The 23,691-nt window shown below is 53.1% G+C and carries 19 protein-coding genes; 9 read left to right on the top strand and 10 right to left on the bottom strand.

What is annotated here, in order from left to right; translation table 11 throughout:
- Nucleotides 1-15: 15 nt before the first annotated feature.
- Nucleotides 16-564: a gamma carbonic anhydrase family protein gene (locus tag AC1WNR_RS00095; RefSeq protein WP_481642529.1), complete on the top strand. Its 549-nt coding sequence runs from the start codon at nt 16-18 to the stop codon at nt 562-564.
- 64 nt (nt 565-628) lie between these two features.
- Here the strand turns inward: AC1WNR_RS00095 and AC1WNR_RS00090 are convergent, their stop codons facing one another.
- From AC1WNR_RS00090 to AC1WNR_RS00065, 6 genes are all read right to left on the bottom strand, one after another.
- Nucleotides 629-2,998, bottom strand: a complete 2,370-nt coding sequence (locus AC1WNR_RS00090) for a Lon protease family protein (protein ID WP_481642528.1) — start codon at nt 2,996-2,998, stop codon at nt 629-631.
- A gap of 84 nt (nt 2,999-3,082) precedes the next feature.
- Entirely contained in the window at nt 3,083-3,913 is an 831-nt protein-coding gene (aroE, locus tag AC1WNR_RS00085) for a shikimate dehydrogenase (protein ID WP_481642527.1), read from the bottom strand.
- Nucleotides 3,910-4,830, bottom strand: coding sequence for an oxygen-dependent coproporphyrinogen oxidase (gene hemF / locus AC1WNR_RS00080; protein WP_481642526.1), 921 nt, complete (start codon nt 4,828-4,830; stop codon nt 3,910-3,912). Before hemF ends, aroE begins: the two co-directional genes overlap by 4 nt.
- 22 nt (nt 4,831-4,852) lie before the next feature.
- On the bottom strand, nt 4,853-5,413 hold the full coding sequence (gene tsaC, locus AC1WNR_RS00075; RefSeq protein WP_481642525.1) for an L-threonylcarbamoyladenylate synthase type 1 TsaC: 561 nt from the start codon (nt 5,411-5,413) through the stop codon (nt 4,853-4,855).
- A gap of 24 nt (nt 5,414-5,437) precedes the next feature.
- The gene (gene dprA / locus AC1WNR_RS00070) at nt 5,438-6,538 is read right to left on the bottom strand and encodes a DNA-processing protein DprA (RefSeq protein ID WP_481642524.1); all 1,101 of its coding nucleotides are present in this window, start codon (nt 6,536-6,538) and stop codon (nt 5,438-5,440) included.
- An 85-nt stretch (nt 6,539-6,623) separates the two neighbouring features.
- Nucleotides 6,624-7,658, bottom strand: a complete 1,035-nt coding sequence (locus tag AC1WNR_RS00065) for a LysM peptidoglycan-binding domain-containing protein (RefSeq protein WP_481642523.1) — start codon at nt 7,656-7,658, stop codon at nt 6,624-6,626.
- Nucleotides 7,659-7,828: 170 nt separating this feature from the next.
- Here AC1WNR_RS00065 and def point away from each other — a divergent pair, with 170 nt between their 5' ends.
- From def to AC1WNR_RS00025, 8 genes are all read left to right on the top strand, one after another.
- The gene (gene def / locus AC1WNR_RS00060) at nt 7,829-8,344 is read left to right on the top strand and encodes a peptide deformylase (RefSeq protein ID WP_481642522.1); all 516 of its coding nucleotides are present in this window, start codon (nt 7,829-7,831) and stop codon (nt 8,342-8,344) included.
- Between the two features lie 56 nt (nt 8,345-8,400).
- Nucleotides 8,401-9,345 (top strand): methionyl-tRNA formyltransferase, encoded by a 945-nt coding sequence (fmt, locus tag AC1WNR_RS00055; RefSeq protein ID WP_481642521.1) that lies wholly within the window; start codon nt 8,401-8,403, stop codon nt 9,343-9,345.
- Nucleotides 9,338-10,669 (top strand): 16S rRNA (cytosine(967)-C(5))-methyltransferase RsmB, encoded by a 1,332-nt coding sequence (gene rsmB, locus AC1WNR_RS00050; RefSeq protein WP_481642520.1) that lies wholly within the window; start codon nt 9,338-9,340, stop codon nt 10,667-10,669. Before fmt ends, rsmB begins: the two co-directional genes overlap by 8 nt.
- Before the next feature lie 7 nt (nt 10,670-10,676).
- Nucleotides 10,677-12,053, top strand: coding sequence for a Trk system potassium transporter TrkA (gene trkA, locus AC1WNR_RS00045; protein ID WP_481642519.1), 1,377 nt, complete (start codon nt 10,677-10,679; stop codon nt 12,051-12,053).
- A gap of 7 nt (nt 12,054-12,060) precedes the next feature.
- Entirely contained in the window at nt 12,061-13,509 is a 1,449-nt protein-coding gene (locus tag AC1WNR_RS00040) for a TrkH family potassium uptake protein (protein WP_481642518.1), read from the top strand.
- 107 nt (nt 13,510-13,616) lie between these two features.
- Nucleotides 13,617-14,570 carry a glycine--tRNA ligase subunit alpha gene (gene glyQ, locus AC1WNR_RS00035; protein WP_481642517.1) on the top strand — a complete coding sequence of 318 codons (954 nt, stop codon included), beginning with the start codon at nt 13,617-13,619 and terminating at the stop codon, nt 14,568-14,570.
- Nucleotides 14,570-16,618, top strand: a complete 2,049-nt coding sequence (gene glyS / locus AC1WNR_RS00030) for a glycine--tRNA ligase subunit beta (RefSeq protein WP_481642516.1) — start codon at nt 14,570-14,572, stop codon at nt 16,616-16,618. Before glyQ ends, glyS begins: the two co-directional genes overlap by 1 nt.
- Nucleotides 16,619-16,813: 195 nt before the next feature.
- Nucleotides 16,814-17,194 (top strand): response regulator, encoded by a 381-nt coding sequence (locus AC1WNR_RS00025; protein WP_481642515.1) that lies wholly within the window; start codon nt 16,814-16,816, stop codon nt 17,192-17,194.
- A 61-nt stretch (nt 17,195-17,255) separates the two neighbouring features.
- Here AC1WNR_RS00025 and gyrB read toward each other — a convergent pair whose 3' ends face one another.
- From gyrB to dnaA, 4 genes are read right to left on the bottom strand one after another with little or no spacing between them, the layout of a single operon-like run.
- Nucleotides 17,256-19,679, bottom strand: a complete 2,424-nt coding sequence (gene gyrB, locus AC1WNR_RS00020) for a DNA topoisomerase (ATP-hydrolyzing) subunit B (RefSeq protein ID WP_481642514.1) — start codon at nt 19,677-19,679, stop codon at nt 17,256-17,258.
- The gene (recF, locus tag AC1WNR_RS00015) at nt 19,676-20,797 is read right to left on the bottom strand and encodes a DNA replication/repair protein RecF (protein ID WP_481642513.1); all 1,122 of its coding nucleotides are present in this window, start codon (nt 20,795-20,797) and stop codon (nt 19,676-19,678) included. The genes gyrB and recF overlap by 4 nt, the downstream gene beginning before the upstream one ends.
- A gap of 54 nt (nt 20,798-20,851) precedes the next feature.
- Nucleotides 20,852-21,955: a DNA polymerase III subunit beta gene (gene dnaN / locus AC1WNR_RS00010; RefSeq protein ID WP_481642512.1), complete on the bottom strand. Its 1,104-nt coding sequence runs from the start codon at nt 21,953-21,955 to the stop codon at nt 20,852-20,854.
- A gap of 24 nt (nt 21,956-21,979) precedes the next feature.
- Nucleotides 21,980-23,569, bottom strand: a complete 1,590-nt coding sequence (gene dnaA, locus AC1WNR_RS00005; protein ID WP_481642511.1) for a chromosomal replication initiator protein DnaA — start codon at nt 23,567-23,569, stop codon at nt 21,980-21,982.
- Nucleotides 23,570-23,691 lie beyond the last annotated feature (122 nt).

The raw sequence follows: 23,691 nt of genomic DNA, 5'->3' as shown, positions 1-23,691 counted from the left end.
CAACTGGAGAGCGCCATGAAAATCCGCCCCTTTAAAGGCATCACACCTAAACTGGGTAAGCGCGTTTTTGTCGACCCCAGTGCTGTAGTCTTAGGTGATGTCGAGATTGGCGATGACTCATCGGTCTGGCCGCTGACCGTGATTCGCGGCGATATGCATCGCATTCGAATCGGTAAACGCACTAATGTGCAGGATGGCTCTATCCTGCATATTACTCACGCCAGCAGTTACAACCCCGAGGGTTACCCACTGATTATCGGCGACGAGGTTATCATTGGTCATCAGGTAATGCTGCACGGTTGCACGATCGGCAACCGCATTCTGATCGGCATGTCCTGCACCATTATGGATGGCGCGGTGGTAGAAGATGATGTGGTGATTGGGGCTGGCTCCCTGGTACCTCCCGGCAAGCGCCTGGAGTCAGGTAAGCTTTACATGGGGCGTCCAGCCAAGGCGGTACGTGATCTCAGCGAGGAGGAGCTGAGTTACTTTAGCTACTCGGCCGGAAACTACGTTAACCTTAAGGATGAGCATCTGGCCGAGGATTGGGCGCACGCGCAGTAAAGGCTGAGTAAAGAGGGGTCGGCGACGTACGCTTTGCGTAGATGCCTCCTACATCCTGACCCGCCTACGGCTTGGCTTTGGCAATTTCCCTCAAGCGTTTCACCACTTCTGCCCCGATTGAGCGCTGAGTAAACGTGCCGTCCGCTTTCGTGTTACCAGCGCTTTTGCCGGTTAGAATCTCAAGACACTGATCAACAGTAGAGACCGCATGAATCGCGAAGAGCCCCTCTTTGACCGCATCAACCACCGACTGTTTCAACATCAGGTGACGCACATTCGCCTGTGGAATAATGACACCTTGGCGGCCTGTTAGCCCGCGGGTTTCACACAGCCTAAAGAAGCCTTCGATCTTTTCGTTTACACCACCAATCGCCTGTACCTCGCCATACTGGTTAATCGAGCCTGTCATCGCAAAGCTCTGCTTAATGGGGATATGCGTTAGCGCAGAGATCAGCGTACAGATCTCAGCCATTGAGGCCGAGTCACCATCGATGTAACCGTAAGACTGTTCCATCGCAATACTGGCCGATAGCGTCATTGGGAAGTCTTTGGCGTAGCGGTGGCCAAGATAGCCTGAGAGTATCAACACACCTTTGGAGTGGATCGGTTGGCCAAGGGTTACTTCACGTTCAATATCAACAATACCGCGCGAGCCGGGGTGCACGGTTGCCGTAATACGCGCCGGTGTACCAAAGCTGACATCGCCCACCTGCAGAACCGTTAGGCCATTCGATTTACCGACTGCTTCACCATCGGTATCGATCAGTACAGTCTCATTGGTGATGCCATCTTGAATCTTCTGCGCTAAGCGCCCAGTCCGTCTCTCTTTCGCATCCAGCGCCTCGTCCACTTGCTCTGATGCTATGAGTTTTGCGCCATCAACGTTGCGACGGTAGTCAGCTTCGCAGAGCAGATCCTTGAGTTCACCAATGTGAGTCGAGAGCATCTCCTGATCACCGGCTAGCCGCGAGCTATGTTCTACCAAGCGAGCCACCCCGCCTCGTGTCAGCGGTGCCAGCTTCTCTTCTGTGGCCAGGGTCTTCATGAGACGGGCGTAGTGGCGGATTGTTTGCGGAGTGCGCTCCACATCCTCTTCAAAATCGACAACTACACGGAACATCTTTTCGAAGTCGTGATCCAGTTCCTGCAGCAGGTAGAAGGTGTTGCGGTTACCAATCAGTACAATTTTTACATGCAACTTGATCGCTTCAGGGTCGAGCGTAATCGTGCTAATGCCGGTGTACTCACTGGCTGGATTCTCAATACGAATCTCATGCGCCTTAAGTGCCCGCTTCAGGGCACCGTATACGAATGGCTGCTCAAATAGCTTCTCCGCCTCTATTATGAGGTAACCACCATTAGCGCGATGCAATGCGCCCGAACGAATCAGACGGTAGTTGGTCACCATCGCACCCATTTCTGAGTTGTATTCGATGCGGCCAAATAGATTCTCGTAATTTGGATGCGCCTCGTAGACGACCGGCGCGCCTTTGGTCTTCTCGTTGTCGACCAACAGATTGATGCCATAATTTTCGTCCATAAAGGTGCGGCGGGCCGCTTCGGACTTGTTCTCAAAGATACCCTCGGCAATGAGCTCACCGGCGTTGCGGATTAGGTCGCGCTCAACCTCCTCAAGGTAGGGGCCAACCGATGCGTGGCTGGAGTAGCGATCAATAACCTCAGCAAACAGCGGCTGAAGTGCAGCGCGGGCGGTGTCGCGATCGAGGTAACGCAGTGCCTCTGCTGCTTCACGTCGCCATTTTGGTAGCTCGGTTAGCTCTTCATTCAACAGCTCTTCGAGATCTGAAATATGTTTAGTGAAGGCGTCTCGAATCTCCTCCGGCAGTGCTGAGAAGACCGCTTCATCAATCGCCTGCCCTTCCGCAACCGGGGTAAAACCGATGGTTCCAGCGTCGCGGTAGACAGCGATGGAGTATTCACGCGCCTGACGTTCGACCGTCTCGACGGCGTTATCATAACGACGGCTGAAATCGCGCTCTATCTGACTCTTCTTGCGCTGATAGGCCGGGCTTTCAAAGGCAGCGGGTAGCTCGGTTAACACCCGATCCAGTAGTTTACCGACATCACGGCGGAACTGACCGGCTTTACCCGCAGGCAATTTGAGCGCCACCGGATGGCGAGAGTCACTAATGTTATTTAGATAGCACCAGTCACTCGGCTTACGCTGTTTCTTCGCGACGGTACGTAGACTCTCCATCGCGAAGGAGAAGCGACCAGTGTGCGGCGTCCCCATCACAAAGAGGTTATAGCCCGGACGGTCCATACCCACGCCGAACTCCATCGCATCTAGCGCCCGCTCTTGGCCGAAAAATCCGGCAAAGGGCTCAAGTGTTTCGGTAGTTTTGAATGGGAGAAGGTCGGTATCGCAGACGCGGTAAAGTTGTTCGATGCTCAGAGGGGCGTGCTTTTCCATGCGCGGTTCCAGTCGGCAGAATCTTTTCCTTAAGACTGATACCCGCGCAAGGTTAAGTCAAACCAAAAGCTGAAAAACATCGACCTAGCTCGTTTGGTGCAGCTCAGCGTTGAGTTCAGCCAACAGGTCCGCTGTTTGAGGGCGCACACCGCGCCAGATGCAAAAAGCGTCTGCTGCCTGCTCTACCAACATTCCGAGACCGTCGACAGAGCGAGCACCGAGGGATTCAGCCCAAGCGCAGAAAGGCGTTTTCTTAGCGCTATACATCATATCGTAAGCGAGCGTTTCGGTTCCGACAGCGCTCTCAGGTACCGGCGGCAAGTCACCAGCGAGGCTCGCAGCAGTGCCGTTTACGATTAGATCGTAGGCCGGTGCTGGGACTTCTTCGAAACGACTTACAACGATTCGCTCGTCGTCGAAAAGCTCCTTCAGAACCTCTGCTTTGGCTAATGTACGGTTTGCTAGTACTAACTCACTTACGCCGGCTGTCAGTAACGGTAAGATCACACCGCGCACGGCACCACCGGCGCCAAGCAGCAGAATGCGAGCGCCCTCGAGCTTGAAGCCCAGGTTGTTGGTTAGATCGGCAACTAAACCCGAGCCATCAGTGTTGTCGCCACAGATCTCACCGGCAGCGCTAACAAACAAGGTATTCACCGCGCCAGCTAACTCGGCAACCTCAGACCGCTGCTGCGCCAAATCCCAAGCTAACTCCTTATGTGGCACGGTGACGTTCGAGCCTTTGATCTCGCCTGAACGTAACAGCTGCTCCATGGTCTCAGTGAACTCTTCAGACTCGAGTTGCAGCGCACGGTAGACCAGATCTTGCTTACACTGTTGAGCAAACGCTGTATGTATACGCGGCGACAGGCTGTGACCAACAGGATTCCCTGTAACCTGGTAAAGGTCGGTCATCCCGCTTCTCCGAGCCAGTCACGAGATTGCAGGTAGTACTCTGTCAGCTTGGCCTCGGGAGTGCCTGGCTCTGGCGCCCAGTTATAGTCCCAGCGCACCTCAGGCGGCAACGACATCAGAATCGACTCGGTGCGCCCGCCGGTCTGCAAACCGAACAGCGTGCCGCGGTCAAACACCAGGTTGAACTCGACATAACGGCCACGACGATGCAGCTGGAAATCACGCTCGTTCTCACCATAGGGGTCGTTTTTGCGGCGCTGCACGATTGGTAGATAAGCGTCGACGTAGGCATCACCGATAGCACGCATCAGCGCGAAGCTCTGCTCAAAGCCGAGCTCATTTAGATCATCAAAGAAGAGACCGCCAATGCCGCGTGGCTCATCACGGTGCTTCAAGAAGAAGTAGTCGTCGCACCACTGCTTGTAGCGTGCGTAGACATCTTCACCAAAGGGTTCACAGGCCTCTTTGGCGATACGATGCCAGTGGATGCAGTCTTCATCGTTACCGTAGTATGGAGTGAGGTCGAAACCGCCGCCAAACCACCAGACGGGCTCCTCACCCTCTTTCTCTGCGATAAAGAAGCGCACATTGGCGTGTGATGTGGGCACCATTGGGTTCTCTGGGTGCATCACCAAAGAGACGCCCATCGCCTCAAAATCGCGACCTTTAAGCTCGGGGCGGTGAGCCGTCGCCGAGGCTGGCATCTGGTTGCCATGTACGTGAGAGAAGTTAACGCCGCCTTTTTCAAAAACTGCACCGTTCTTGATAACACGGCTTCGGCCACCACCGCCTTCGGGGCGATCCCAGCTGTCTTCAACAAAATCGGCACCGCCATCTTCAGCCGCAAGCGCGGAACAGATGCGATCCTGTAGATCCAGCAGGTAAGCTTTTACCTCAGCAACACTGGGTTGGCTCATTAACTCGTCTCCAATAAATCTTTTAACTACGCAGCGTCTTTAAGCTCACTGCATCACGAATAACCGAGGGCGCGCCACGACCGCCCAACTCTCCAGCCAATACAAAATCTAACTCAGGGCCGAAGTAAGCATTTACTCTGGTTTTAGTTAGTGCGGGCTCACGTGTAGCAGGGTTGGCCGATGTCGACACCAGCAAACGGCCGAAACGATCGCAGAGCGCACAGACTAACGGGTGGTCTGATACACGCACCGCCACCGAGCTGTGCTCACCTTTTATCCACTCAGGAATCAGGTTTTCTGTATCGGGAATCAGCCAAGTATTCGGCCCAGGCCAGGAGTTTAAAACGGTGTCGCGTTGCTCAACTGTTAAGTTGGCTAACAGGTGCTCAACCTGCGCAACCTTTGAGGCGACTAGTATCAAACCCTTCTCAACCGGCCGCTTCTTCAGTGCCAAGAGTCGTTTAACGGCTGACTCTGAATAGGGATCACAACCCAACCCCCAAACTGCTTCCGTTGGGTAGGCTATCACCCCATCCTGCTGAATGTAATCAACTGCCCGTCGAATCTGCCACGCGTTCAACATAATTTAACCTGTCTCGCTCTATTCCTAACTGTTGCAAAAGTAGCGACCCGCTCTACGTACAAGCTTACCTGTCAGCTCATGCTTGGCTAGCTCCACCTGCAACTGAGCTACATCCAAACCACTGACTTCAACAAGCTCGTCAAAGCTCAGGTCTTCACTGCTCAGCAAAGATAGAATTGGATCCTTACCGCTTGCTGAAACCTTAGTGCTCGAAGATGCATCGCGATCACCGGAGCTACTACATAACTGACGCAGCGGTTGATGAAGGGCGTTGATTATATCATCTGGAGATTCAACGAGAACCGCTCCCTGCTTGATCAATTGATGGCAACCGCGCGCTTGAGGATTAGAGAGCGCTCCAGGGACAGCAAAGACCTCTGCCCCCTGACTCAATGCCAACTTTGCGGTAACTAATGAGCCGCTCTTGAGATCAGCCTCAACCACGAGTGTCCCGAGCGCTAACCCGGCAATCAAACGGTTACGTTCGGGAAAACGCCAGGCATCAAGCGACGCTGCGGGCGGATTCTCGGTCAGCAGCAGGCCACCCTGCTTAACGATTTGATCTGCCAATGCATGATTTCTCTGGGGATAGATCTTTCCTGGGCCGTTCGCTAGCACGGCTGTTGTAGCGGTAGGGCCCTGTAGAGCGCCCAAATGCGCAGCACTATCGATACCCAGTGCTAGCCCACTCACTACACCCACACCCCAATCTGAGAGGTGTTTAGCGAAGCGCTCTGCTACTTTAATTCCGAGCGGTGTCGCTTTACGACTGCCTACCAGCGCGATCTGAGGCTCGCTTACGGCCATAGGTTCACCGCATGCAAACAGTAGAAATGGCGGGTCAGGAATTGTTCGCAGACGCTCAGGGAAATCAGGATGCTCTTCGCTGAGTATCTGCCATCCTAGTTGCTCACACTGCTCGGCAATTTGATCAGCGCCAGCGCTGTAATCTTGTCTCGCAAGTAACGGCCGTTCGTGTTTACGACAAAATTCGGCGACAAACTGCCAGGCCTCATCGCTCTCGAACAGAGTTGCTAGGGAATTGAACCGGTTAATCAATTTGCGCTTTTGAAGCCGCGTAAGTGGAAGCTGCAGAAGTTGCAGCCAGAGGAGAGTGTCGGACATCTGCGCTCCTTGCAGTCCTGGTGAACAGCGCCCCATCCTTGAGGCGCGATTTAAAGCTATTAGTGCCTACCGCAGCCGGGGGCTGCTATGGCTGGCGAAGTTCGTCACCAACAGAGATAACATCAGTGGCGCGCATAATCAGCGCGTAGCTCACCTTTTCAAACGATTTAAACACCATCAATTCGCCTGCACGCTCAGATGGCAGGCGCACAGTCTCGCCATTAATTGGGTCACGCACGTCCTCGCCCTTGCTGTAAACAGAGTAGACATGACCCGCGTCCAAACCTTCACGCAGACCCGCATTTATGGTAACGGCGTCAAACTGACCAATATTCGCAACGCCACCGAGGACACTGAGGATCACCGCATCATCTAACGGTGGGCCAGCACGCGGTGTGAAGATCGATTGAATCGGCTCTTCGGAGCGCGGCAATACGCGATCACGTAGACGCACCTCTTCCACCGAATCGGTCAAATCCAGCGACAGCACATCGGCGTCACGGGCAGCAACCAGAGTGTCTGCAACCTTATACAACTCGTAACCGAGCAGCTCGTTGTCGAATGGGTCGCGGTACTCTTTTGCCGGGCGGTAGATGCTCTGCTGACGTAAATCACTCACCAATTCACCACGGGCGTAAACCCGATCTCCGGCGCCAGCAATGATGCGCTGATTCTTTCCGCCAAGAATGTAAGGCGCTCTCTCCAGCAGATCCTCATCAACAACACGGTTATCATTCAGAAAAGCAGCGATGTCGCGCAACGAAATAGTCGGAATCGCATCCTCGAGCGGAGTCACTTTAGGCTGCATGCCGGTATCGCGTTTCAGACCTAAGCACGGCTTACCATCGCACCAGTAGAGGTAGATGATATCGCCGGGGTAAATAAGGTGAGGGTTATAGATCTGGTTATTCATGTCCCAGACTTCCGGCCAGAGCCAGGGGCTCTGAAGAAAGCGCGCGGAGATATCCCAGAGGGTATCGCCCTTCACGACAACGTACTCTTTAGGGTGGTCATCACGCAGTTGAATCACATCGCCCTGTGTTTTGGTGTGCATCTCCGCGATGGCGGGAGTACCAAGAGCCAACACCAGCGCCAAGAGGGAGCCGAGTAGGTATCGCATAATCAGTCCTTTCAATACGTCTTTCAATACGTCTTTCAATACGCGCAAGCCACGGCTCTAGCCTCATGCTGACCGTGCACACATTGCAATGCTTTATGAGTATAATAGTCCAAAATTTCGGAATGCATGTGTGACCGACGACGGTCGCACGATATAGAGACAAATTTGTTATGGCACTACTGAAGATTCTTGAGTTTCCAGACCCGCGCCTGCGTACCATCGCGGAGCCCGTTGAGCAGGTCGATGATGAAGTTCGCAAGCTGATCGACGACATGTTTGAAACGATGTACGACGCGCCAGGCATTGGCTTAGCGGCGACACAGGTGAACGTACACAAGCGCATCGTCGTGATTGATCTCTCCGAGGATAAATCTGAACCTCTGGTCATGATCAATCCAGAGTTTGAGGTGCTCACTGAAGATCAGGATCAAATGCAGGAGGGTTGCCTCTCTGTACCGGGCTTCTATGAAAATGTTGAGCGCCCCAATCGTATTCGTTTAAAAGCGCTCGACCGAGACGGGCACCCCTACGAGCTGATCGCTGAAGAGCTATTGGCTGTCTGCATTCAACACGAGCTGGACCACCTAAATGGCAAGCTCTTTGTTGATCATATCTCGCGCTTGAAACGAGATCGTATTCGCTCAAAACTTGAGAAGAAACATAAGCTTGAGGGCACTCACGCCTAACCTCTTCTATATCCGCAGGGGCGCTTCAAGCGCCCCGTTGCGCTTCTGGAGTATCGATGTCAGATCCACGCATCATCTTCGCCGGCACGCCTGACTTCGCGGCCGAGCACCTGCAAGCCCTAATCAACGCCAAAATACCGGTGACGGCGGTTTACACCCAGCCCGATCGTCCCGCAGGACGGGGCCGTAAACTTCAGCCCAGCCCCGTCAAACAGCTCGCCCTCAGCCAGGATATCCCTGTCTATCAACCCCTGAGCTTGCGCGCTGAAGAGGCGCAGGCTGAGTTGGCAGCGCTAAATGCTGACTTGATGATTGTTGTTGCCTACGGACTTATCCTGCCCCAGGTCGTGCTCGATACACCAAAACTCGGCTGCGTTAATGTACACGCTTCACTACTACCTCGCTGGCGCGGGGCAGCACCGATTCATCGTGCCTTACTTGCAGGTGATGCTGAGACCGGCGTAACGCTGATGCAGATGGAGGCGGGCCTCGACACGGGACCAATGCTGGCGAAGGTTCGTACCGAGATTAGCAATCAGGAGACCAGTGGTGAACTTCATGATCGCCTCGCCTACCTAGGTAGCCAAATGCTGGTCGATCAATTACCGGCGCTGTTGGCTGGCGAACTCCAGCCCGAGCAACAAGATGACAACCAAGCAAATTATGCGACAAAGCTCGAGAAGCAAGAGGGCCGGATAGATTGGAGCCAAGATGCTGACGCCATTGCACGCCAAGTGCGTGGCTTAAGTCCCTGGCCAGTCGCTTTCACACACCTAGACGGCAATGCGATGCGAATTTGGCTGGCGGAGCCCGACGCCCAAAGCGGCAACACCCCTGCAGGATCAGTTTGCGAAACGTCAAAACGAGGTATTGCTGTGAGCTGTGGTACGGGTCGCCTCTGGATAAAGAGCTTGCAACTACCGGGCAAAAAAGCCACACAAGCAGCCGCACTGTTGAACTCCAACAATCATCCATTCCAGTTGGGTACCCAGTTTGACTGATAAAACCAAGCCATCGAGTGCAGGACTGAACCTACGTGCCCGCGTGGCTCAGGCGCTCTTACCGTTACTGCAACAGCGCGGATCTCTTTCTAGCCAGTTGCCAGCAGCACTCGCTAAAGCCTACGAGCGTGATCGCGCGCTGATGCAGCAGATCTGCTACGGCACACTGAGGTTCTGGTTTCGTTATGAGAATCTCGCCAGCCTGATGTTGCGCAAGCCCTTCCATCCGGATGAGCAGGATATTCAGATTCTATTGAACTCAGCGCTCTATCAGCTTGACCAGCTTAGCGTGCCGGATCATGCCGTTATCAGTGAAACGGTTGAGGCCTGTAAGCAGCTCGGCAAACCTTGGGCTGGCAAGCTGCTCAACGCTATTCTTCGGCGCTACCAACGCGAACGAGAGGAGCTAACGCTAGCTGCCCAAAAGCTCGATGGATATATCTTCAACCATCCAGACTGGATGCTGGCCAAGCTCAAACATAACTGGCCCGATCAGTGGGAACAGATTCTCAATGCCAATGACCAAGCGCCGCCTATGTGTCTACGGGTTAATCGCCAACGCTGCGATCGCGATGGCTATCTGCGTCTGCTGGCCGCCGCCGGGATCGAGGCCAAAGCTGGTCAACACTCAGCGGATGCAATCTATCTAGAGTCGCCGCTGGGAGTCGATAAGCTACCCAAATTTAGTGACGGCTGGGTCTCAGTACAAGATGAGGCCGCTCAACTGGCAGGGCAACTACTCGCGCCGCAACCGGGAATGCGAGTGCTCGATGCCTGTGCTGCTCCCGGCGGGAAACTCTGCCACCTACTGGAGCTGCAGCCTGCCGCAACTGTTGAAGCGGTCGAGCTAGAGGCGCGACGCGCCGTTCGTATTGATGAGAATCTCAAACGGCTTGGTCTCAGCGCAAGCGTGAAGATTGGCGATGCCAGCACTACAGACTGGTGGAGCGGTGAGCAATATGATCAGCTACTGGTCGATGCGCCCTGCAGTGCGACAGGTGTGATTCGCCGCAATCCCGACATAAAGATCCTGCGTCGCAACGAAGATATCTTGGCTCTGGCATCGATTCAGCTCGCGATCTTAGATAATCTCTGGGCTATGCTCAAACCGGGTGGTACATTGCTCTATGCGACCTGTTCGATCTTCCCACAGGAGAACGAGCGAATCGTTGAGCGGTTTATCAAGCAAACTGCCGATGCTCGCTTAGTTCCAATAGAGGCAGACTGGGGCGTAGAGCGGGAGTTTGGTCGACAGCTCTTCCCGCAGTTAGAGGGTCATGATGGATTTTTCTATGCTCGTTTAGAGCGAGCGCAGGAGGCGTAGACAACAGATGAATGTCGTTATTCTCGGCGCAGGTCAGGTTGGTGGTTCACTCGCGGAGCACCTGGCAAACGAGTCCAATGACATAACCGTTGTTGATACAGACGGGCCGCGCTTGCGCGAGCTGGCCGACCGCCTAGATATTCGCACCATTGAGGGGCCCGCCTCTCAGCCGAGTACGCTCGAGCGCGCTGGCGCACGTGACGCCGATCTACTTATCGCTGTCACCAACTCTGATGAGATCAATATGATCGCTTGTCAGGTTGCCACCAGCCTGTTCAAGGTGCCTAAGCGTATCGCCCGTGTGCGCGAACAGGATTACCTCTACAACAACCGCCAACTATTCGCGGACACTGCCATTCCTATTGATGTCCTGATCAGTCCGGAAGAGCTGGTAACACAACACGTGAAACGTATGATCGAGCACCCTGGAGCTTTGCAGGTACTCGACTTTGCCGATGGGCGCGCCCAACTGGTAGCCGTCAAAGCCTATTACGGTGGCCCACTGGTGGGACGAGAGATAGCGGTTTTACGCGCTCACATGCCTAATGTGGATACCCGTGTTGCCGCGATTTTCCGCCAAGATCGACCGATTATTCCTGAAGGCACGACCGTAATCGAAGCTGACGATGAGGTCTTTTTTATCGCCGCATCCAAAGATATACGTTCGGTAATGGGCGAACTGCGACGCCTCGACAACCCTTATAAACGCATCATCATCGCCGGTGGTGGCAATATAGGTGCCCGTCTAGCCGACTCAATTGAGAATGATTTTCAGGTCAAAATCATTGAGCGCAATGTTAATCGCTGCCATCAACTGGCGCGTGATCTGCATAACACGATTGTGCTCCAAGGCAGCGCCTCTGATCGCGAACTACTACTCGAGGAGAACATCGAAGACACCGATGTTTTCTGTGCGCTGACTAACGACGATGAAGCCAACATTATGGCTTCGATGCTGGCCAAGCGCATGGGTGCACGCAAGGTTATGACGCTAATAAATAACCCTGCCTATGTTGACCTTGTACAGGGCGGCGTCATCGATATCGCTATCTCTCCGCAGCAAACCACAATCGGCGCACTGCTAACCCATGTTCGCCGCGGTGATGTGGCGGCCGTGCACTCTCTACGTCGAGGTGCTGCGGAGGCGATTGAGGCCGTAGCCCACGGTGACCGGATGAGTTCTAAAGTAGTTGGCCGCATGATTGAGGAGATCAAGCTACCGGAGGGTGCCACCATCGGCGCACTCGTGCGCAATGATCAGGTGCTGATCGCCCACGATGATGTGGTGATTGAGGATGGTGACCATGTCATCCTCTTCCTAGTTGATAACAAACGGATTGCCGAGGTCGAGAAACTCTTCTCCGTCGGCCTGCACTTCTTCTGAGCCGCACATGCACTTTCGGGTAATCCTCCGCATCCTAGGCATACTGCTGATGATCTTCAGCATCACGCAACTGCCACCCGCATTGATATCGCTCTACTACGACGACGGCAACCTCAATGCCTTCATCGGTGGCTTTGCAATCACCTTGCTGACAGGATTCTTTATCTGGCTACCGGTGATGCGTGTGCGCCAAGAGCTGCGTACCCGTGATGGATTCCTAATTACTGTGCTGTTCTGGAGCGTACTGAGCTTCTTCGGCGCTTTGCCGCTGCACTTTGCCGATGCCCTGGCATTGAGTTTTACCGACGCTATCTTCGAAGCGGTTTCTGGTCTCACCACCACTGGTGCAACCGTCATTACCGGCCTAGATGAGCTGCCCAAATCCCTACTCTACTACCGCCAGCAACTTCAGTGGCTGGGCGGCATGGGTATCATCGTACTGGCCGTTGCAATTCTGCCAATGCTAGGCATCGGGGGCATGCAGCTCTACCGCGCAGAGACTCCGGGACCGGTAAAAGACTCTAAGCTGACACCGCGTATTACTGAAACTGCCAAGGCGCTCTGGAACATCTACCTAACACTGACGATAGCCTGTGCACTGGGTTTCTGGGCCGCAGGCATGACCCTCTTTGATGCGATCAGCCATAGCTTCGCAACGGTAGCCATTGGTGGCTTCTCGACACATGACGCGAGTATCGGTTACTTCGACAGCGCATTGATTGAATCGATCTGTGTGTTTTTTATGATGCTATCGGGCATTAACTTTGGCCTGCACTTTGCCGCCTTCAGACAGAGGACCCTCAGTCATTACCTGGCCGATCCAGAGCTTAAGTTCTACCTATTCATTCTGATCAGCGTCTCACTGATGACACTCTTTGTACTCGACTTTACCGATACCTATCCGCCGCTTGAGTCGCTGCGAAAATCGGTATTTATGGTGGTCTCTATCGCAACAACAACAGGCTTTGCTGTGGCCGATTTTGCCCACTGGCCGGCGATGCTGCCGTTCATGCTGTTTGTCGCGGCATTCGCCGGCGGTTGTGCTGGCTCGACCGGCGGCGGCATGAAGGTGATCCGCATCCTACTGATCCTCAAACAGGGGTATCGCGAGATCGTGCGCCTGATTCATCCCAATGCCATTATGCCGGTTAAGCTTGGCCGTAGACCGATCTCCAGCAAGGTGCTGGAGGCTGTATGGGGCTTCTTCTCGGTTTACCTGATCGTCTTTGTGCTGATGCTTATCGCACTGATGGCGACCGGACTGGATCAAGTGACGGCCTGGTCGGCAGTAGGTGCCACACTAAACAATCTTGGCCCAGGCCTTGGCGATGTTTCTGAGAACTACGGCAACATCAATGAGACCGCAAAATGGATCCTGGTGTTGGCAATGTTGCTCGGCCGCCTAGAGGTATTCACTCTTCTCGTACTCCTCACACCCGCTTTTTGGCGTCGTTAGGCGCTATCTCCCTATATCTAAGCCGCTTTTAGCGAATTTTCGTGTATAATGTGGCGCTAATTTTTTTGCAAATCGCGCATTTATTTTGACCTCCGAGGGACACTCTCGTGACTGACATCGCTAAACCGGATGTAAAGACCTTTCAGGGACTGATTCTTGCTCTGCAGCAGTACTGGGCAGAGAAGGGTTGTGTCATCGTTCAACCGCTTGATATGAACGTAGGCGCGGGTACCTTCCACCCGGCTACTTTCCTGCGTGCCATCGGCCCAGAGAACTGGAACTCTGCATACGTGCAGCCTAGCCGCCGTCCAACTGATGGCCGCTACGGTGAGAACCCTAACCGTCTGCAGCACTACTACCAGTTTCAGGTCGTAATGAAGCCGCACCCGGACAACTTCCAGGAGCTTTACCTTGGCTCACTCGAGCATCTTGGTTTTGATCTCCTGACGCACGATGTTCGCTTTGTAGAGGACAACTGGGAGTCACCGACTCTCGGAGCTTGGGGACTAGGCTGGGAAATTTGGCTCAACGGGATGGAGGTGACACAGTTTACCTACTTCCAGCAAGCCGGTGGCCTAGAGTGTTACCCAGTAACGGGCGAAATCACCTACGGGCTAGAGCGTCTGGCGATGTACATTCAGGAAGTCGACTCAGTGTATGACTTGGTTTGGAGTCGCGCTCCGGATGGCAGCATTGTTACCTACGGCGATGTCTTCCATCAGAACGAAGTAGAGATGTCGACCTACAACTTCGAACAGGCTGATGTACCCAAATTGTTTGAAAACTTCGAACACTATGAGCGCGAATGCAACAAACTGCTAGAGGCCAAACTGCCGCTACCCGCCTACGAGATGGTTCTCCAAGCTTCACATACCTTTAACTTGCTTGATGCCCGTCATGCGATCTCAGCCACTGAACGTCAGCGTTACATTCTAAGGGTTCGTACACTGGCTCGAGGTGTTGCTCAGGGTTACTTTGATTCACGTCGTGCAGCCGGATTCCCGTTGGCTGAAGCGAGCATCCGAGAAGAAGTTATGGCATCGCTAGAGGGAGCTGAGTAATGAGTACACGTGATTTTCTATTTGAGCTCGGTACTGAAGAACTACCCCCAACGGCACTGAAGATGCTATCCAACGCTCTGGGTGAGTCGATTGAGACACAACTCAAGGCAGCGCAACTGAGCTTTGAAGGAATTGAACTCTACGCCGCACCGCGTCGCCTTGGCTTCTTGGTTAAGCAGTTGAGCACAGAGCAGCCTGATCGCTCTATCGAACGCACCGGCCCTTCAGCCAAAGCCCCTGAGAAAGCAGCGATGGGCTTCGCTGGCTCTTGCGGTGTAACTTTGGCCGATCTCAGCATCGAACAGACCGACAAAGGCGAATACTACGTCTACCGCGGGACCGAAAAAGGCCGTGCAGCGACCGAGCTACTGCCTGAGATGCTACAAAATGCGATGCAGCAGCTACCAATTCCTAAGCGTATGCGCTGGGCCGCGAGCCGTACTGAATTTGTGCGCCCGGTTAAGTGGGTTATTGCGCTCTTCGGAGACGAAGTCGTTGACTGTACGCTTTTGGATATCAAATCTGGCCGCAAAACCCGCGGTCACCGTTTCCACTACGATCATGAGATCGAGATCATAAACGCTAGTGAGTACGCACCTACCCTGCGTAACACTGGCTACGTGGTCACTGGTTTCGCAGAACGCCGTGAGATGATCCGCGCTCAGGTTCTGGAGCAGGCTGCTAAGATCGGCGGAATAGTCGAGTTTGATGAGGATCTGCTTGATGAGGTCTGTGCACTCAATGAGTGGCCAGTCGCGTTAACTGGTCGTTTTGAAGAGCGTTTCCTTGAAGTACCCGAGCAAGCCCTGATTCTCTCAATGAAAGAGAACCAGAAGTACTTCCACCTTGTTAATGAGCAAGGCGGTTTAATGCCCTACTTCATCACCATTGCCAATATTGAATCCAAAGATCCACAGCAGGTTATTGCCGGCAACGAGAAGGTCATCCGCCCTCGTCTCGCTGACGCAGCGTTCTTCTTTGAAACTGATAAAAAGCAGCCACTGATTGCACGTCTAGAAAAGCTCAAGAGCGTTGTATTCCAAAACCAGCTCGGTACTGTCTACGACAAAGCAGCTCGCATTGAGGCGACAGCCAAGCACATTGCAGGCTTGATTGGTGGCAACTCTGAATATGCAGCTCGTGCAGCACAACTAGCAAAGTGTGACCTGCTATCTGACACGGTCTATGAGTTCACCGAGCTCCAGGGTCTAATTGGCTACCACCTCGCCCTGCATGATGGTGAAGCTGACGAAGTCGCTGTGGCAATTCAAGAGCAGTACTTGCCGAAGTTCGCCGGTGATGATCTGCCGCAAACTAAGAGCGGCATTGCAGTAGCACTGGCAGACCGACTCGATACGCTGGTGGGGCTGTTTGCTATTAACCAACCCCCTACCGGCTCTAAAGATCCCTTCGCGCTGCGTCGCGCTGCCCTAGGCGTTCTTCGCATTCTGGTTGAGCACGAACTACCACTCGATCTGGCGGACCTTCTCGTTGTGGCAGCGAAGAACTACTCTGACTTGCCAGCTCTTGATAATGCAGCCGAGAGTGTCTTTGAGTTTATGCTAGAACGGTTCCGCTTCTGGTTTGAAGAGGAGTCCATTAGCGCTGAGGTGTATCTGTCAGTCCGCGCACTCAAACCGCGCGTGCCGCTCGACTTCGTTCGCCGGGCTCGAGCCGTCGCAAGCTTCGCTGAGCAAGAGGCGTCTGCTGCACTAATCGCTGGTAACAAGCGCGTTGGCAATATTCTCAGCAAGCTTGAAGGCGATATAGATTCCAGCGTCAATGAGGCTTTACTGCAAGAGGATGCGGAGAAGGCTCTATACAGCGCTCTATCCACACTGCGTGCCGAGGTTGAGTCTAAGGTTGAAGATGCAGACTACCAAGGCGCACTTAATGCGCTATCGAGCCTGCGGGCGCCGATTGACAAGTTCTTTGATGAGGTTCGTGTGATGGCAGATGATGAAGCCGTTAAAGCGAACCGCCTAGCTATACTCGCCAATCTCCGTCAGCAATTCATCGGTATCGCTGATATCTCTCAGCTTGCTTAAGGTCAGTACGTCCCCCAAAAGCCCAGCAATTGCTGGGCTTTTTTGCGCTTATATCTAGGCTTTTCTTTTGCTGTCGCCCCAAGGCCTAAAGGTTTCACGTGAAACAGTTGTAGAACGCCAGTAATTAATGCACCGTCACCACCCTGTGTTCGTATGGGGTCTATACTGTGGTCAATACCAATGTGAGATCCTATAATGCCAGGCTACACCATAATTATTGTCGAAGATGAGTTTCTAATTCAGGCTGATTACCAGCAGGCTATAGGCCATGCCTTTCCCAATGCCAGCATTTACCCACTTCCGGATTCGCGAAACCTGCTCGATACTTATCACAGGACACATCCTGACTTGATAGTGACCGACCTAGTGATGGATTCAGAGAACGAGGGAATAAGTGGAATCACCGAGATACGAGAGATTGACCCGCACATACCTATCATCGTCGCGTCCGGCCACGCGGGGTTCAGTAGCCTAGCCGAAGCCTTCGGTATCAGCCTCAAGCTGCAAAAGCCAGTCTCGGGTGAGGTTCTTGTGAACGCAATTAAGAACCTGCTTGTTCCTGACGAAGCTGTTTAGGTTAAATAAAAAAGGCGACCAACAGGTCGCCTTTTTTGTTTCACGTGAAACCAAATACTAACTAAACGTCCAAGTTAGAGACGTTCAGTGCGTTAGACTCGATAAAGTTACGACGCGGCTCTACCTCATCACCCATCAGTGTAGTGAAGAGCTGATCCGCAGAAATTGCGTCATCGATAGTCACCTGCAGCATACGACGAGCATCTGGATCCATAGTGGTTTCCCAGAGCTGCTCGGGGTTCATCTCTCCCAATCCTTTATAGCGCTGGAAGCTACTGCCACGACGTGCGAGATCCATCAGCCAGTTGATACCCACTCCCAAATCGCTCACCTCCATACGACGCTCCCCACGAGTGATGTATGCGCCATCTGCCAGCAAAGACTGCAGCTCAGCACCTAACGCCGAGATCTGGCCGTAATCACGTGAACGGAAGAAGTCGACGTCCAAGCGGTAATCATCGCTGATGCCGTGCAGGAGGATCGAGATCTTAGGCACATAGAGGCTGTGCTCACGATCAAGCTCTGGTACAACCGTGTACACCTCTGAACCACTCTCCTGCAGCGCATCAAGCTGAGCCTGGAGAGTTTTACACCACTCGTCTACATGCACCTGATCACCCATAGCATCGAGCTCAAGCTTGTTCATAAATAGTAGCTGGCGAAGTATTGATTCAGGGTAAACGCGTCCCAAGCGGGACATCAAAGCGCCTACGCTACGGTAGCGGTTGAATAGATCTTCAAGCGCAGTACCGGAGATCGCTGGAGCATCTTCTGATGGGTAGAGTGAAGTACCCTCGAGTGCGCCCTGCAGCAGATAGTTATCCATCGCCTCATCATCTTTGAGGTACTGCTCTTGCTTGCCCTTCTTAACCTTATAGAGCGGCGGCTGAGCGATGTAGATGTGGCCACGCTCAATCAGCTCAGGCATCTGGCGGAAGAAGAAGGTCAGCAGCAGTGTACGAATGTGCGATCCGTCCACGTCCGCATCGGTCATGATAATGATGCTGTGGTAACGCAGCTTCTCAACATCAAACTCTTCGCGACCAATGCCACAACCCAGCGCAGTGATTAGCGTACCCACCTCTGCCGAGGTCAGCATCTTATCGAAACGCGCCTTCTCAACGTTAAGTATCTTACCTTTGAGCGGCAGAATCGCCTGAGTACGACGATCGCGGCCCTGCTTCGCAGAACCACCCGCCGAGTCACCCTCCACCAAGTAGAGTTCAGAGAGTGCCGGATCTTTCTCCTGACAATCTGCAAGTTTACCTGGCAGACCCGCGATATCGAGCACCCCTTTACGGCGAGTCATCTCGCGCGCTTTACGAGCAGCCTCACGGGCACGCGCAGCATCGATCATCTTCTGCACGACCGCCTTCGCGTCCTGAGGATTCTCTAACAGGTAGTCGTTAAAGTTCTGCGCCATCAACTGCTCTACAGCCGTCTTAACCTCAGAGGAGACTAGCTTATCTTTGGTCTGTGATGAGAACTTAGGGTCGGGAACTTTGACAGAGATAATTGCACAGATACCTTCGCGGCTATCGTCACCGCTAGTGCTGACGTTACCTTTTTTGTTCAGCTGTTCAGCCTCGATATAGCCATTCAAACAGCGTGTCAGCGAAGCACGGAAACCCGACAAGTGGGTACCACCGTCTCGCTGCGGAATGTTATTTGCATAACACTGGATGTTCTCCTGGAAGGAGTCATTCCACTGTAGCGCTACCTCAACACCGACGCCGTTCTCATGCATCGCATTGAAGTGGAAAATTGAGTTCACTGGCGACTTGTTAGTGTTCATAAAGTCAACAAACGCGGCTAAACCACCTTCATATTCGAACACCTCTTCGCGGCCGTCACGCTCATCCTTCAAACGAATACGCACACCGGAGTTGAGAAACGAAAGCTCACGCAAACGCTTGGCAAGGATATCGTACTCAAACTTAATGTTGGTGAACGTCTCTGGTGATGGGTGGAAACGAACGATCGTACCGGTCGAATCAGTCTGTCCAATAACCTTGAGCGGCTCTTCCGGGACACCGTGATGATAAACCTGCTCATGCACTTCACCGGCGCGACGGATAGTCAGACGTAGATCCGTCGAGAGTGCATTCACAACAGAGACGCCTACTCCGTGCAGACCACCAGAGACCTTATAGGTGTTGTCATCGAACTTACCGCCGGCATGCAGTACCGTCATGATAACCTCAGCCGCAGAGACGCCCTCTTCTGGGTGCAGGTCTGTTGGGATACCACGACCGTTGTCGCTAACCGTAACACTCTCATCAGCATGAATAATGACGCCTACTTCTGAACAGAAACCTGCCAGGGCCTCATCAATACCGTTATCCACAAGCTCAAAAACCATGTGGTGCAGGCCGCTGCCATCATCGGTATCACCTATATACATACCGGGACGCTTACGTACCGCATCCAGACCCTTCAGGACCTTGATACTGGAAGAGTCGTAGTTTTGGCTCTCATCACTCATTCTGAATCTCCAAATGGCTCGCTGGCCGTGAGTTTTCCATTCTCTAGCTTGAACAGTCTTCCCTGCTCCGATGCCCCCCAGAGCTGCAATAGCAACTGAGGGTCGACGCAGGTGATAAAACACTGACTGCCACTCGCTTTGAGGTAAGTACAGAACTTACCCAGATGCCGCGCATCAAGCTCGGCGGGCAGATCGTCGATCAAATAGATACAACGTCTGCCAGTTGTTTCGCTGTAAACCTGCCCCTGTGCCAATTTAAGCGCACTGACGGTGAGTTTCTTCTGACCTCGAGACAGATGCTCGGCGGCACTGCGAGCACCGACTCTAAAGCGCAGATCAGCGCGCTGAGGACCATAGCCAGTGAAACCCTGACGCTGATCTCTCTCGAAGCCGACGTCGAGGAGCTCTTCAAGACTGCGCTCACGGTCCCAACCCCGTGAATAACGCAGTTCAACATCCGGTCCACCCACACCCTCACCAATAAGGGCGGTCAAAATTCTCTGAAACTGGGGAATTAACGCCTCGACATAAGCCTGGCGGAGCTTCGTAAGCTCTTCAGAATACGAGAGAAATTCTCGATTCCACACCTCCAAAACTGATCGGTCGATTCTACCATATTTGAGCAGAGAATTCCGTTGTTTTAGGGCCCTCTGAAAGCCTCTCCAAGTAGAAATAAATCGATTTGAGTGGTGAAATCCGCCCCAATCAATAAATTGACGACGAATGGCGGGCGAACCGTCCAGTAAATTGAAAGCCTCAGAGTCGATCACCTGCACCGGCATGAGTGCAGCGAGGCCAGCAGTGTCTATATCCTGGCCCTGAAAGCGGGCTCTCAACTCGCCTTGATTAGAGCGTGATACTCCGAGATTCCCGGCAGAAGCCCCCTGCTCGTCGCACAGCTGCGCAAAGCTCGTGGCCTCAGCGCAACCCTCGGTAATAACGTGACGTGCTTGGTGCGTCCTAAATGAGCGCCCGAGCGACAGAAGATGGATCGCCTCCAACACACTGGTTTTGCCGCTACCATTGGCCCCGTGCACCAGATTGATCTCTGGCGAAGCGTCTAGAGCAAGCGAGGTGAGAGAGCGGAGATTAGTAAGCTGTAAGCGCTGAATACGCATCGCTGGAGAGAAGCTAGGCCGAGCGCTTGTGATAGTGCGCCCGGCCCGAGCAGATTACATACGCATGGGCATGATGACGTAAGTGGAGTTCGGGTCGTCAAACCCTTCAACCAACGCACTGGAATTAGCATCGGCCAGCGTGAACTTAACCACATCAGAGTGCAGGATCGACAACACGTCTAGCAAATAATTGACGTTAAAGCCTATATCGATGGTTGGCCCTTCGTAATCCACAGCAACGGTCTCTTCCGCCTCTTCCTGCTCCGGGTTGTTCGCCATGACCTGCAGATAGCCGTCAGAGAGCGTCAGACGCACACCACGGTATTTTTCATTCGACAGGATAGCGATACGGTGGAATACCTGACGCAGCTCCTGACGGTCTCCTAGAAGGATCTTATCGCCATTCTTTGGAATCACGCGCTGGTAATCCGGGAACTTACCGTCGACCAGCTTCGAGGTAAATGTGTAATCACCCACGTTGGCACGAATGTGCGACGCACCGATCACCAGTGTGACCGCTGCATCACCACCCTGGAGCAGTCGAGCCAGTTCCAGAATGCCCTTACGTGGAACAATGATCTGATGCTGCGTACCCACAGGAACCTCGGCATCACTTAGTGATGTAGCCAAGCGGTGGCCATCAGTTGCGACCGCGCGGAGTGAGTCCTCACTCACTTCCAAAAGCATGCCGTTAAGGTAATAACGTACATCTTGCTGCGCCATAGAGAAGCCAGTCTTATCGATTAGCTGACGTAGCTCTGCTTGTGGCAAGCTCAGCTCCAGCGTCTGCGGGCTATCTTCTACATTTGGAAACTCAGAGGCCGCAAGCGTCGACAGCGAGAACTTTGAGCGACCTGACTTGATCACCATCTTCTGCCCAACCACTTCCATCTCAATGCGAGCATCGTCAGCAAGTGATTTACAGATATCCATCAGCTTACGAGCGGGAACTGTCACCGAACCAGCCTGCGCTGGCTCATCCAGTTGCACACGGCCTACCAGCTCAACCTCAAGGTCAGTACCGGTCAGTGACAGCTGATCGCCCTCTGCCACCATCAATATGTTTGACAGTACCGGCAAGGTCTGACGACGCTCGACTACACCCGCTACCAACTGTAGCGGCTTAATCAGGGCTTCTCGGGTGATAACAAATCTCATGTGGTTTCCTATCCCAGTTCCAACTTAGCTCGTCAGCAGACGAAGGAGGTTTTTGTAATCTTCAGCCATATCCGAATCGGTCTCACGCAACTCCGTAACCTTGCGGTTTGCGTGCAATACCGTGGTATGGTCTCGACCGCCAAAAGCATTACCGATCTCCGGCAAACTGTGGTTGGTCAGTTCCTTTACGAGGGTCATAGCAATCTGCCTTGGACGGGCCACCGAGCGACTGCGTCTTTTGGAGTACAGATCAGCTACTTTGATTCTGTAATATTCCGCCACAACCTTCTGAATATTCTCAATACTAACCTGTTTGTCCTGTAATGCCAGCAGGTCTTTTAATGCTTCTTTAATTGTTGGGATATTTAATGGCACACCATGAAAATGAGCGTGTGCTATCACCCGTTTCAGTGCACCTTCCAACTCGCGAACATTCGATCTTAAGTTCTGAGCCAAGAAGAAGGCTGCATCTTCAGGAAGCTTCACCTTTGCCTCTGATGCTTTACGCATCAAAATCGCTACGCGGGTCTCTAGTTCTGGCGGCTCAATCGCCACCGTCAGACCCCAACCAAAGCGGGATTTAAGGCGCTCCTCGACGCCTTTGATCTCGCGTGGGTAGCGGTCACTGGTCAGGATCATCTGCTGACCGCCCTCTAACAGAGCATTGAAGGTGTGGAAGAACTCCTCTTGCGAGCGCTCCTTGCCACCGAAGAATTGAATATCATCGATCAGCAGCGCGTCTACCGAACGATAGAAACGTTTAAAATCGTTGATGGCGTTAAGTTGCAATGCTTTTACCATGTCAGCAACAAAGCGCTCCGAGTGCAGGTAGACAATCTTGGCGTTAGGGTTGCGTTTACGCATCTCCATGCCGACTGCGTGCATCAAATGGGTCTTACCTAAGCCAACACCGCCATAAATGAACAGCGGGTTGTAACCGGCGCCAGGGTTGTCTGCTACCTGACGCGCAGCCGCCAACGCGAGCTGATTCGATTTACCTTGAACAAAGGACTCAAAGGTAAACTCAGGGTTCAAATTAGACTGATGCCGTAGACCACCCTCAACCTGTACCTCACGCTCGATCTCAGATTGATCAACCAGATCCACCATCGTAGAACGCATCTGCGATGGAACTAACAAAGATGGTTCAGATTGAAAAACACGGGCCTGCGGTGCAAGTGACTGCTCACTTTCACTCGAGTTAGTGACTACTTCACTAGGCTCTACTGACTCAATTGTATTGGGCTCGTAGCTACGCTGAGAGTCGCTTAAATCGCTATCTGTGAATCGATCGGGGTTACGTCGGATCGGTGCGGGACGCGTACGAGGTTGACTCGATTTAGGCCAGGCCCGAGCGGCAGTGTCGGGCTGCCCGGCGATACTGATACTGACTTCTGGAGGAATACCACCTGTTAGCGTCTCGAGCGCATTATTGATCTGCTGTAGAAACTTATCATTCACCCAGTCCTTAACAAAACGGTTGGGCGCAACCAGGTGTATCTGAGCCTCAGATTCGCTTTCTAAGCGCAGCGGCCTTATCCACATGTGAAACTGCTGCGATGGAAGCTCGTCGCGCAGATTTTCTAAGCAGTGGGACCAAATGGCGTCAGACATTATTATTCTCGGTGGAAAGATCTACATACTGGGGATAAGTCTACCTGTATCACTATTGCTTATCCACAACAAAATCAGGTTCCTGAGAAGTTGTAAAAATACTTATTCACTTTACAAAACGC

The organism is Marinobacterium marisflavi, assembly GCF_982447095.1.
Note: the sequence above shows the minus strand (reverse complement) of the source record. Positions and strands in the feature narration are given on the sequence as shown.

Excerpts from the sequence above, each read along its gene's own strand:
- AC1WNR_RS00095 (WP_481642529.1), top strand. The coding sequence starts at position 16 with ATGAAAATCCGCCCCTTTAAAGGCATCACACCTAAACTGGGTAAGCGC.
- AC1WNR_RS00090 (WP_481642528.1), bottom strand. The coding sequence starts at position 2,998 with ATGGAAAAGCACGCCCCTCTGAGCATCGAACAACTTTACCGCGTCTGC.
- aroE (WP_481642527.1), bottom strand. The coding sequence starts at position 3,913 with ATGACCGACCTTTACCAGGTTACAGGGAATCCTGTTGGTCACAGCCTG.
- hemF (WP_481642526.1), bottom strand. The coding sequence starts at position 4,830 with ATGAGCCAACCCAGTGTTGCTGAGGTAAAAGCTTACCTGCTGGATCTA.
- tsaC (WP_481642525.1), bottom strand. The coding sequence starts at position 5,413 with ATGTTGAACGCGTGGCAGATTCGACGGGCAGTTGATTACATTCAGCAG.
- dprA (WP_481642524.1), bottom strand. The coding sequence starts at position 6,538 with ATGTCCGACACTCTCCTCTGGCTGCAACTTCTGCAGCTTCCACTTACG.
- AC1WNR_RS00065 (WP_481642523.1), bottom strand. The coding sequence starts at position 7,658 with ATGCGATACCTACTCGGCTCCCTCTTGGCGCTGGTGTTGGCTCTTGGT.
- def (WP_481642522.1), top strand. The coding sequence starts at position 7,829 with ATGGCACTACTGAAGATTCTTGAGTTTCCAGACCCGCGCCTGCGTACC.
- fmt (WP_481642521.1), top strand. The coding sequence starts at position 8,401 with ATGTCAGATCCACGCATCATCTTCGCCGGCACGCCTGACTTCGCGGCC.
- trkA (WP_481642519.1), top strand. The coding sequence starts at position 10,677 with ATGAATGTCGTTATTCTCGGCGCAGGTCAGGTTGGTGGTTCACTCGCG.
- AC1WNR_RS00040 (WP_481642518.1), top strand. The coding sequence starts at position 12,061 with ATGCACTTTCGGGTAATCCTCCGCATCCTAGGCATACTGCTGATGATC.
- glyS (WP_481642516.1), top strand. The coding sequence starts at position 14,570 with ATGAGTACACGTGATTTTCTATTTGAGCTCGGTACTGAAGAACTACCC.
- AC1WNR_RS00025 (WP_481642515.1), top strand. The coding sequence starts at position 16,814 with ATGCCAGGCTACACCATAATTATTGTCGAAGATGAGTTTCTAATTCAG.
- gyrB (WP_481642514.1), bottom strand. The coding sequence starts at position 19,679 with ATGAGTGATGAGAGCCAAAACTACGACTCTTCCAGTATCAAGGTCCTG.
- recF (WP_481642513.1), bottom strand. The coding sequence starts at position 20,797 with ATGCGTATTCAGCGCTTACAGCTTACTAATCTCCGCTCTCTCACCTCG.
- dnaN (WP_481642512.1), bottom strand. The coding sequence starts at position 21,955 with ATGAGATTTGTTATCACCCGAGAAGCCCTGATTAAGCCGCTACAGTTG.
- dnaA (WP_481642511.1), bottom strand. The coding sequence starts at position 23,569 with ATGTCTGACGCCATTTGGTCCCACTGCTTAGAAAATCTGCGCGACGAG.